General features: G+C 53.2%; 10 protein-coding genes. 8 read left to right on the forward strand and 2 right to left on the reverse strand.

The window, feature by feature from the left end; translation table 11 throughout:
• Nucleotides 1–31: 31 nt before the first annotated feature.
• The gene (locus tag KO497_RS16290) at nucleotides 32–427 is read right to left on the reverse strand and encodes a YbaN family protein (protein ID WP_215945014.1); all 396 of its coding nucleotides are present in this window, start codon (nucleotides 425–427) and stop codon (nucleotides 32–34) included.
• A 283-nt stretch (nucleotides 428–710) separates the two neighbouring features.
• On the opposite strand from KO497_RS16290, the gene rpiA reads away from it, so the two are divergent.
• From rpiA to KO497_RS16315, 5 genes are all read left to right on the forward strand, one after another.
• Complete coding sequence (gene rpiA / locus KO497_RS16295) at nucleotides 711–1,496, forward strand: ribose-5-phosphate isomerase RpiA (RefSeq protein ID WP_215945015.1); 786 nt, start codon at nucleotides 711–713, stop codon at nucleotides 1,494–1,496.
• Nucleotides 1,497–1,645: 149 nt separating this feature from the next.
• Nucleotides 1,646–3,007 carry a glutathione-disulfide reductase gene (gene gor / locus KO497_RS16300; RefSeq protein ID WP_215945016.1) on the forward strand — a complete coding sequence of 454 codons (1,362 nt, stop codon included), beginning with the start codon at nucleotides 1,646–1,648 and terminating at the stop codon, nucleotides 3,005–3,007.
• A gap of 172 nt (nucleotides 3,008–3,179) precedes the next feature.
• Complete coding sequence (gene hflK, locus KO497_RS16305; protein WP_215945017.1) at nucleotides 3,180–4,319, forward strand: FtsH protease activity modulator HflK; 1,140 nt, start codon at nucleotides 3,180–3,182, stop codon at nucleotides 4,317–4,319.
• The gene (gene hflC, locus KO497_RS16310; RefSeq protein WP_215945018.1) at nucleotides 4,319–5,194 is read left to right on the forward strand and encodes a protease modulator HflC; all 876 of its coding nucleotides are present in this window, start codon (nucleotides 4,319–4,321) and stop codon (nucleotides 5,192–5,194) included. The genes hflK and hflC overlap by 1 nt, the downstream gene beginning before the upstream one ends.
• Nucleotides 5,195–5,442: 248 nt before the next feature.
• Nucleotides 5,443–6,927, forward strand: a complete 1,485-nt coding sequence (locus tag KO497_RS16315) for a Do family serine endopeptidase (protein WP_215945019.1) — start codon at nucleotides 5,443–5,445, stop codon at nucleotides 6,925–6,927.
• A gap of 82 nt (nucleotides 6,928–7,009) precedes the next feature.
• Here the strand turns inward: KO497_RS16315 and KO497_RS16320 are convergent, their stop codons facing one another.
• Nucleotides 7,010–7,468, reverse strand: coding sequence for a peptidoglycan-binding protein (locus tag KO497_RS16320; protein WP_252729742.1), 459 nt, complete (start codon nucleotides 7,466–7,468; stop codon nucleotides 7,010–7,012).
• A gap of 318 nt (nucleotides 7,469–7,786) precedes the next feature.
• Between KO497_RS16320 and KO497_RS16325 the strand changes: the two genes are divergently transcribed.
• The 3 genes from KO497_RS16325 to purU are packed head-to-tail and all read left to right on the forward strand — an operon-like array spanning nucleotide 7,787 to nucleotide 9,790.
• Complete coding sequence (locus tag KO497_RS16325; RefSeq protein ID WP_215945021.1) at nucleotides 7,787–8,110, forward strand: 2Fe-2S iron-sulfur cluster-binding protein; 324 nt, start codon at nucleotides 7,787–7,789, stop codon at nucleotides 8,108–8,110.
• Nucleotides 8,110–8,847 carry an FG-GAP repeat domain-containing protein gene (locus tag KO497_RS16330; protein WP_215945022.1) on the forward strand — a complete coding sequence of 246 codons (738 nt, stop codon included), beginning with the start codon at nucleotides 8,110–8,112 and terminating at the stop codon, nucleotides 8,845–8,847. The genes KO497_RS16325 and KO497_RS16330 overlap by 1 nt, the downstream gene beginning before the upstream one ends.
• A gap of 58 nt (nucleotides 8,848–8,905) precedes the next feature.
• On the forward strand, nucleotides 8,906–9,790 hold the full coding sequence (gene purU, locus KO497_RS16335) for a formyltetrahydrofolate deformylase (protein ID WP_215945023.1): 885 nt from the start codon (nucleotides 8,906–8,908) through the stop codon (nucleotides 9,788–9,790).
• Nucleotides 9,791–9,817: the final 27 nt, after the last annotated feature.

Below are 9,817 nucleotides of genomic sequence, written 5' to 3' on the forward strand. Positions count from 1 at the left end.
AAACAAACGGGATAGGCGCGCAAGATACACTTTAACGATTGGGGCGCGTTAAAATGTACAGGGCCGCTGCAGACATGCACAGCCCTTGGATCATGATGATTTTTAAAGGCATGGCAAATACTAAAGAGATCGCCAAAGTGACGCCCATCATCGTCAGTGCCACCATCTTGATGCGCGGGGCAATTGATCCCGTGTCTTCCCAATTCTGAATGGCTGGGCCGACTGTGGGATGCGAGATCAACCAATGGCGCAAGCGCGGCGACCCTTTGGTGAAAAAGAACGCGGCCAAAATGAAGAACACCGTCGTGGGTAAAATCGGTAGCACTGCCCCGATCAGCCCAAGCACAACGCAGAGCCAGCCGAGGGCCAAATGTATATATTTGATCGTGGCGTTGTTTAAGTTTGGCACAGCGTTTATGGGGTCCATCAGGCTGAGATGCCTGCAATTGAGTTCTATCTGGTGTCATCAAGGCACAGCGAATGGTGAATAGCTGTGCGCCCATGCGCATATTTCAAGAGCCGCAAGAATGAAAGCTTGGCGATGACTTGGATGTGAATTCACACTATCACCGCCAAGGGCGAGCGCCTATAAGGAATGAATAGATCGGCGGGTCTCGGGGTGAAACCCAAACTGCGATTTATGCTGACGATACGAAATGACGCTAAGGCCTTGCAAAGGGCTGCGGTCACTCAATCACGGAGAGCCATCCATGTCTGACACTCTTTCCCCAATCGACACGGCCAAATTTGTTGCGGCCAAGCGCGCTGTAGGGTTCGTCGAAGACGGTATGAAACTTGGGCTGGGCACAGGGTCGACGGCGGCTTGGATGGTGCGTTTGCTGGCAGAACGTGTACGCAACGAGGGCCTGCGTATCACCGGCGTGCCCACATCAACGCGCACCGCGGAACTGGCCCGCCAACAAGGACTGCGGGTGATGTCTTTGGACGAGGCCAAATGGCTGGACCTGACCATCGATGGCGCAGACGAATTCGACGTTGAATTGAACCTGATCAAAGGTGGCGGCGGGGCGTTGCTGCAAGAAAAAATCGTAGCCACGGCATCCGACCAGATGATTGTCATTTCGGATGTGTCCAAACAAGTCGACACATTGGGCGCGTTCCCCTTGCCTGTCGAAGTGATCCCCTTTGGCTGGCAAACCACCAAAGCATTGGTGGAAGAGACGCTGGTCTCGATGGATGTGTTGGGGCAACATTCAACACTGCGTATGAACGGCGATACGCCCTATTTCACCGACGAGGGCAATCATATCATCGATTTGCACCTGCAACGTATCGGCAATGCGCGCCAATTGGCGTTGATCCTGAACCAAATTCCAGGGGTTGTGGAAAACGGTCTGTTTATCGATATTTGCGACGTGGTTGTCATCGGCCATGGCGACGGACGTGTCGAAACGCATGACATCAACTCTGGCGAAACCACAGAAGACCTTGTGCAGTTTGCCGATAGTGAAAATATCTTTGCAGATATCGACTGATCGTGAATGTGTTGTCTCACGTGGTTTCTATGGTTTCACTCTGATCACGAAAAGTTACGCCCCGCAGGTCGCTGCGGGGTTTTGTTTTGGGCACGGTATGCCTACATTTGGCGTCAACTTTGAAAATATTCCGGACTGGATGGTGACACATGACTTTTGATTTTGATCTCTTCGTAATCGGCGGTGGCTCCGGTGGTGTACGCGCTGCGCGTTTGACCGCAGCGGGGGGCGCCAAAGCCGCCTTGGCCGAAGAGTTTCGCATGGGCGGCACATGTGTGATCCGTGGCTGTGTGCCGAAAAAGCTGATGGTTTTTGCGTCTCAGTATTCCGGCGCCGCTGCCGAGGCTGCGTCTTACGGTTGGGATATTTCAATTGGCGAGTTCAACTGGGCGTCATTCCAAGCGCGTTTGAAGGCAGAGCTGTCACGTTTGGAAGCCATCTACACCAAAAACGCTGGCAATGCGGGCGTGGAAATTTTCCACCAACGCGCCACAGTCAAAGACGCTCACACCGTTGTCTTGGCTGACGGCAAAGAAGTCACCGCAAAACACATCTTGATCGCCACAGGCGGCACGCCGTTTGTGCCTCAAAACGTGCCGGGCATCGAACACGCGATCACCTCGAACGAAATCTTTGACATTCCTGAGCTGCCAAAACGAATCTTGATCGTGGGCGGTGGCTATATCGCATCCGAGTTCGCTTGCATCTTTAACGGTTTGGGGGCGGAAACGTCGCAATATTACCGTGGCGCGCAGATTTTGCGCGGCTTTGATGATGAAGCGCGTGGCCATATCGCCGAAGTGATCAAAGACCAAGGTATCCACCTGCACACGGGCACAGACGTTGAAAGCATCGACAAAAAAGACGACGGTCTGCATGTGACATCCACAGACGGCAACACCAAGGTGTTTGACGTGGTGCTTTATGCCACTGGCCGCACACCTAAAGTGGACGGGCTTGGTCTTGAAGCTGTTGGCGTGGCGCAAGGGCGGTCTGGCGAAATTGTGGTCGACGAGTACAGCCAAACCAACATCCCGTCGATCTATGCTGTGGGCGATGTGACCAACCGTATCCAACTGACGCCGGTGGCCATCCGCGAAGCCGTGGCTTTCCATGAAACCGTGTTCAAAGGCAACCCGATGACGCCGGATCACGCTAATGTGCCGTCAGCCATTTTCACCCAGCCTGAATATGGCGCCGTGGGATTGTCAGAAGAGCAAGCGCGTGAGGAAGGCCCTATCGAGGTCTATTCCGCGGCCTTCCGTCCCATGCAAAATTCCTTCATCGAAAAAAATGAACGGGTGATGTTCAAGCTGATCGTTTGTGTGAACACGCGCAAAGTCTTGGGCTGTCACATCATCGCGCCACATGCTGGCGAAATGATCCAACTTGCGGGCGTGGCCGTGAAAATGGGGGCCACCAAAGAAGATTTTGACGCCACAGTTGCGGTGCACCCGACCATGGCCGAAGAAATCGTGCTGATGAAAGAGCCCGTGCGCATCCACAAATAGGGTCTTTGCGGGCTTTGGGACAAAAAATGCGTGGAAAATCACGTAATTGCAGCGCGCTCTTGCGCGCTGCCCTTGAAACCTGCCCCTAAAAAGAACATTTTAAGCGCAAGCCTTGGCCTTGGGCGGATCGTCGTCCCCGTGCCAATAGTTTTTGAGAGAGGAACACACCTAAATGGCCAGCAATAACGGCGGACCATGGGGATCGGGCGGCGGTGGAAATCGCGGCAACGGGCCTTCGAATGATGACAAAAACTCAGGCGGCGATCGCCGTCCGAACGGTGGCAATCAGCCCCAAATCCCCGAGATCGATGAGTTGCTGGGCAAAGGCAATGAATACCTTAAGGTCTTGATGGGCGGCAAAGGCGGGGGCACTGGTTCTGGCATGAATGGCGCTGGCGGCCCTGGCAAAATTCCAAAAGCCTGGATCGGCTTTGGCGTGTTGGGTGCTATTGGCATTTGGGCGTTCAGTTCATTTTATGCTGTGCAAACCGAACAAAACGGCGTCGAGCTGTTCTTGGGTCAGTATCACCGCACCACCACTGAGGGTCTGCAATTTGCGCCTTGGCCTTTTGTGACGCATGAATTGGTCAACGTGACAGGGCAACGCTCTGAAAGCATTGGCGCGGGCTCTGCTGACAATGACGGCCTGATGCTGACCACGGATGAAAACATCGTGGACATCGATTTCCAAGTGGTTTGGAACATCAACGATTCCTCCAAATACCTGTTCAACCTTGCGGATCCGCGCGGCACTGTGCGTGCCGTGTCTGAATCTTCTATGCGTGAAATCATTGCCTCGCGTCAGTTGTCTCCGATCCTCAACAGAGATCGTGGTCAAATTTCCGACAATGCAAAAGATCTGATCCAATCCACTTTGGATGATCTCGATGCTGGTATTTCGATTGTGCGTGTCAACCTCGACAAAGCGGACCCGCCTGTCGAAGTGATCAACGCCTTCCGCGATGTTCAAGCGGCTGAACAAGAACGTGACCGGTTGGAACGCCAAGCGGACGCCTATGCCAACACAGTTGTTGCGGGCGCACGTGGTACATCTGCAAGTATTCTTGAACAAGCCGAAGGTTACCGCGCACGCGTAGTCAATGAGGCCCAAGGTGAAGCATCACGTTTCACGGCTGTTCTGGGTGAATATCAACTCGCCCCAGAAGTGACCCGTAAACGCCTGTATTTGGAAACCATCGAAGAGGTTTACAGCGGCGTGGACAAAATCATTCTGGATGAAGGCAGCGAAGGATCTGGCATTGTGCCGTATTTGCCGCTCAATGAACTTAAGAAAAACGGGGGGACCAACTAATGAAAAAGCTTCCAGTACTTTTCATCGGCCTCGTGATTATCGTCGTTGTGTTCATGTCGTCCATCTACATTGTGGACGAACGCCAAAAAGCCTTGGTCATTCAATTCGGTCAAATTAAGGCCGTGAAAGAAGAGCCAGGTGTGGCATTCAAAATTCCGCTGATTCAAACCGTGGAATATTTTGATGATCGCATTTTGTCGCTCGATACGGCGGAAACCGAAGTCACGCCCTCAGATGATCGTCGTCTCGTGGTTGATGCCTTTGCGCGCTACCGCATTATAGATGTCGTGAAATTCAAACGCGCTGTGTCTACAGGCGGCTTGCGCAAAGCTGAGGTCGATCTGAACGGCATCATTATTGACCGTATCCGTGCTGTTTTGGGGGCCGATGGTGTGACGTCGAACACGATCCTTTCCGCTGAACGGACTGTTTTGATGCAGCAAGTTACGGATCAAGCACGCACCCGTGCAGCCCAACTTGGGGTGGATATTCTGGACGTGCGTCTCAAGCAGACAAACTTGCCAGAGCAAAACTTGGATGCGACATTTGCGCGGATGCGTGCCGAACGTGAACGCGAAGCGGCAGATGAGCGCGCACGTGGTGAAGAAGCCGCGCAACGTGTGCGGGCGCAAGCCGACCGGACTGTGGTTGAACTTGAATCCGATGCGAGTCGCCAAGCTGAAATTACTCGCGGTGAAGCGGATGCCGAACGCAACCGGATTTTTGCCGATGCCTTTGGTGCGGATCCTGAATTCTTTGAATTCTACCGTTCACTGAATGCGTATCGCGCCGGTTTGACTGGGGATACCACCACAATGGTGATCTCACCTGACTCAGAATTCTTTGATTATTTGAAGTCCTCTGACGGTCGTTAAGATGTGATCGTGAAACAATTTTTTGGGGCCAGCGTTTTTACGTTGGCCCTTTTCTTTTGTCCAAAGCCTATAAATATGGGGAATGTGAGCGCATTTTCCTGCTATCCTCTTTCACGCAGCGATCACATGCTGTTGACTGAGCGCGACTGACATTGAGTTGCGCCAAATCGTGCTTATCTTTACCGATATTGGAAGACTAAAGCGTCACGCGACGTCTGATGCGCGTGCATTACGGAGGAAAGAGTCCTATGACCACGGCAATCGCCATTCCATTTAAAACCGACAGCAAACGCTCGCAAATACGGGCGATGTTTGTGGCCCTGATCGGGGCCGTCGCCTTAATGCTCCAAGCCACAACGGTAGATGCGCGCGGCGCACCTGACAGTTTCGCGGACTTGGCTGAGCAAGTTAGCCCTGCCGTTGTGAACATCACGACGACCACAATCGTTGAGGCCTCAACGGATACGACACCAATGGTGCCACCTGGATCGCCCTTTGAAGATTTCTTTAAAGACTTCATGGATCGCGGCGGGCAGGGCGGCAATAATTCTGCCCCGCGTCGCAGCAATGCACTGGGATCGGGATTTGTCATCTCTGAAGACGGCTACATCGTCACCAACAATCACGTGATTGAAGGCGCAGACGAGATCGAAATCGAATTTTTTGAAGGATTCGTTTTGCCTGCCACTTTGGTCGGTACTGACCCCAAAACGGATATCGCTGTGCTCAAAGTTGAAAGTGACAAGCCGTTAAAGTTCGTCAGTTTTGGCGACAGTGATCTGGCGCGTATGGGCGATTGGGTGATGGCCATGGGCAACCCGCTTGGCCAAGGGTTCTCTATCTCTGCCGGCATCGTGTCGCAGCGTGGCCGTGCTTTGCAAGGTGCCTATGACGACTACATTCAAACCGATGCTGCAATCAACCGCGGCAACTCTGGCGGTCCGCTGTTTAACATGGATGGCGAAGTCATCGGCGTGAACACGGCAATCTTGTCCCCGAACGGTGGTTCTATCGGTATCGGCTTTTCTATGGCGTCAAATGTTGTGTCGCGCGTGACAAACCAGTTGACCGAATTCGGCGAAACCCGTCGCGGATGGTTGGGTGTGAAAATCCAAACCGTGTCTGATGATGTCGCCGAAGCCATGGGACTTGAAACTGCATCAGGTGCTTTGGTCACTGATGTGCCAGAGGGCCCGTCAAAAGATGCAGGTCTTGAGGCCGGCGATGTGATTTTGTCCTTTGACAACAAAGACGTCGAAGACGCCAATAGTTTGGTGCGCACTGTCGGTGAAACGGAAGTGGGCAAAGCTGTTCGTGTTGTGGTGTTCCGCGATGGCAAAACCAAAACCCTGATGGTGACACTGGGTCGTCGCGAAGAAGCCGAGAATGTTGCTTTTCCTGTTGCAGGTAAAGAGTCTGTTGAGCCTGAGGATACGACACTCTTTGGCCTGACAGTGATGCCGCTTAACGATGAGTTACGTGAGCAGCTTGGCGTCGCGCGCGGCACAGGTGGTCTGGCCGTGATTGACGTTGATGAGGCCTCTGAAGCCTTTGCAAAAGGTCTGCGGTCTGGGGATGTGATTGTCGAGGCTGGTCAAGAAAAAATCGCCACTGCGGATGACCTAAAATTACGTGCTGAAGATGCGCGTGAGGCGGGGCGCAAGACCGTTCTGTTGATGGTACGCCGTGCAGGCGAGCCACGCTTTGTGGCTCTTGGTGTCTCAGAAGAATAGGGCGGTAAGGCATCTTAAATATTATAAAAAGGGGCGGTCTCAGGACTGCCCCTTTTACGTTTGAAAGCCCGGTCTATTGTTCTCATTCGGGACGCGGCATTTCCACCAGTCCAAGTTTACGTGCGGCGGCCAATGACAGAATCTCGCTGTCCAAGCCTTCGGGCTTTTGATAGGCGGCGATTGCGCGGCGCGTGGCACGGTCAAGCTTGCCATTGACTTGCCCAGAGTAAACTTCGCGTACGGCCAAAGCGCGTTGTACTGAGGCAATGAATTGCGGCGTGAGCGCATCGGCACACAGCGTCTCAAACCACAGTTCTTTGCGTTCGCGCACAATTTCTTGCCGCGTTTCTGTGCGGTAAATCGCAGGATAGGATACCGATCCATCTGCATTGATTTGCGGCGGCTGCACCAAGACCTGTTCGGTTACTGTTTCAACAATCGCAGGCGTTGTATGGCGTCCGTAACAGGCATCGGGATCAGCCCCGGGAGGGGCCGAGGTCGCATCGCCTGCGCGTAGAATTTCATCCGTGGGCTCCGACATCTGGCAAGCGCTTAGGCTTGCGCAAAGTGTGACGGCACCACAAAGCCGCAGTGCTACGCGAGATGGAAGGATCAAAGCCTGTATCATTTGCTCGGTGTCCGTTTTTGGATCATTGACATCAGCATAGCGCCAAACCCATTGCTGTGAAAGGTCTGCGCATAAAGGCACATGATGCGTGCCAATGTTACGCAAAATTGCAAGGACGTTACGCCATTATGATCATAGATAGGCGCGCAAACGCGGCAATGCACTCTTTTCTTAGTCACGCGGGCACGATAGTTTCCAACTAACTTTAGTGGACTGCAGATAGGAACTCCAATGGCGAAAATCACCTATGTTGAATTTGGCGGAACAGAACATGTCATTGACGTGCCAACTGGCCGGACGGTTATGGAAGGCGCGCGTGACAATAACGTGCCCGGTATCGACGCCGATTGCGGCGGCGCCTGTGCCTGTTCCACCTGTCATGTTTATGTGGCCCCTGAGTGGGTTGAAAAACTGACGCCTATCGACCCTATGGAAGAAGACATGCTCGATTTCGCCTATCAGCCAGACCCGGCGCGCTCGCGTTTGACCTGCCAAATCAAAGTGACAGACGCTTTGGATGGTTTGGTCGTGAACCTGCCTGAAAAACAAATCTAATGCGGTTTGGGGCTGTTCTCGTTGCGGGTGCGGCCCTGTGCGCCGTTGCTGCCGATGCGCAAAGTATCGTTTCTGCCAAATATGTCACATCGACCGATGCTTACGGGCATGGGGCCGTCGCGGGCGGGGAATATGCCGAGCTTGAGGTGACCTTGTCGGACGGTAAACGTCTTGGTGTGACCTATCGCAGCGCCATTTTTGAAGACACCGCGCCGCGTTTGCATGACTTTGACAAAGACGGTTCGCCCGAGATTGTCACTGTCGTCTCGACGTTTACAGCTGGGGCGCGGGTTCAGGTGTTCACGCTTCATGATGGTGCATTGATTCCCGTCGCGTCCAATCCCCCCATCGGCACCCGTAATCGTTGGCTAGCCATCGCAGGGATTGCAGATTTTAACGGCGATGGCATGGATGAGGTTGCCTATGTGGATCGTCCGCATTTGGCCAAGGTGCTGCGGCTGTTGTCCGTCGATATCGATGGGTCGATTGGCGCCACCTCTGAACTTGTGTCCAAAGCAGGGCTGACAAACCATCACTATCAAGCGCCGATGATCGAAGGTGGTGTACGCAATTGCGCGGGGCACGTTCCGGTGATTGTCACAGCAGATGCAGATTGGAAAAACATCGTCGAGACACAGTTTGTGGACGGTGTTTTGCACAGCACTACGAGTGGGCCTTACACTGGCGCAAAGAGTTTTGATCCCTTTTTGACCTGTGAGACTGACGAACAGGGCTGATGTCTTCAACCTTGAAGCGTAAAATCTTTTAACACATTAACCCCAAGGACACTGCACCATGAACTCACATGTTTTGACTGTAACGTGCCGATCCACACGCGGTGTCGTTGCTGCGATTTCAGGTAAGCTGGCGGATCTGGGCTGTAACATATCCGATTCCACGCAGTTTGATGACCCAGGCACGGGGCAGTTTTTTATGCGTGTGAGCTTTGTCTCGGAACAGGGTTTGGATGAGGCGACGCTTGTGGATGGCTTTGCACCGGTTGCAAAAGAGCTTGATATGCAATGGGCGATGCATGACGAGGCCACAAAGATGAAAGTCGTCTTGATGGTCTCGCGTTTCGGCCATTGTTTGAATGATCTTTTGTACCGCTGGCGTATCGGTGCCTTGCCGATTGATATCGTCGGCGTGATCTCGAATCACATGGACTATCAAAAGGTTGTGGTCAATCACGACATTCCGTTCCACTGCATCAAGGTCACCAAAGAAAACAAGCCAGAGGCCGAAGCCGCGATCATGCAAGTGGTCAAAGACACTGGTGCCGAGCTGATTGTTTTGGCGCGTTATATGCAAATTTTGTCGGATGATATGTGTCAGCAGATGTCTGGACGTATCATCAACATCCATCATTCGTTCTTGCCGTCTTTCAAGGGGGCCAACCCTTACAAACAGGCGTTCGAGCGTGGTGTAAAACTGATCGGTGCGACAGCGCATTATGTAACGGCAGATTTGGATGAGGGCCCGATCATTGAGCAGGACACAGTACGTATCACCCATGCGCAAAGCGCGGATGATTACGTGTCCTTGGGGCGCGATGTGGAAGCGCAGGTGCTCAGCCGCGCCATCCACGCGCATATCCACCATCGGGTGTTCATCAACGGCAATAAAACGGTCGTGTTCCCCGCCAGCCCAGGAAGCTACGCCAGTGAGCGTATGGGGTGAGTGACGGTCTCACCGCAGGTGAGATTA

Origin of the sequence: Pacificibacter marinus (genome assembly GCF_018860665.1) — a bacterium.
GTDB lineage: Bacteria > Pseudomonadota > Alphaproteobacteria > Rhodobacterales > Rhodobacteraceae > Celeribacter > Celeribacter marinus_A.

Excerpts from the sequence above, each read along its gene's own strand:
- KO497_RS16290 (WP_215945014.1), bottom strand. The coding sequence starts at position 427 with ATGGACCCCATAAACGCTGTGCCAAACTTAAACAACGCCACGATCAAA.
- rpiA (WP_215945015.1), top strand. The coding sequence starts at position 711 with ATGTCTGACACTCTTTCCCCAATCGACACGGCCAAATTTGTTGCGGCC.
- gor (WP_215945016.1), top strand. The coding sequence starts at position 1,646 with ATGACTTTTGATTTTGATCTCTTCGTAATCGGCGGTGGCTCCGGTGGT.
- hflK (WP_215945017.1), top strand. The coding sequence starts at position 3,180 with ATGGCCAGCAATAACGGCGGACCATGGGGATCGGGCGGCGGTGGAAAT.
- hflC (WP_215945018.1), top strand. The coding sequence starts at position 4,319 with ATGAAAAAGCTTCCAGTACTTTTCATCGGCCTCGTGATTATCGTCGTT.
- KO497_RS16315 (WP_215945019.1), top strand. The coding sequence starts at position 5,443 with ATGACCACGGCAATCGCCATTCCATTTAAAACCGACAGCAAACGCTCG.
- KO497_RS16320 (WP_252729742.1), bottom strand. The coding sequence starts at position 7,468 with ATGTCGGAGCCCACGGATGAAATTCTACGCGCAGGCGATGCGACCTCG.
- KO497_RS16325 (WP_215945021.1), top strand. The coding sequence starts at position 7,787 with ATGGCGAAAATCACCTATGTTGAATTTGGCGGAACAGAACATGTCATT.
- KO497_RS16330 (WP_215945022.1), top strand. The coding sequence starts at position 8,110 with ATGCGGTTTGGGGCTGTTCTCGTTGCGGGTGCGGCCCTGTGCGCCGTT.
- purU (WP_215945023.1), top strand. The coding sequence starts at position 8,906 with ATGAACTCACATGTTTTGACTGTAACGTGCCGATCCACACGCGGTGTC.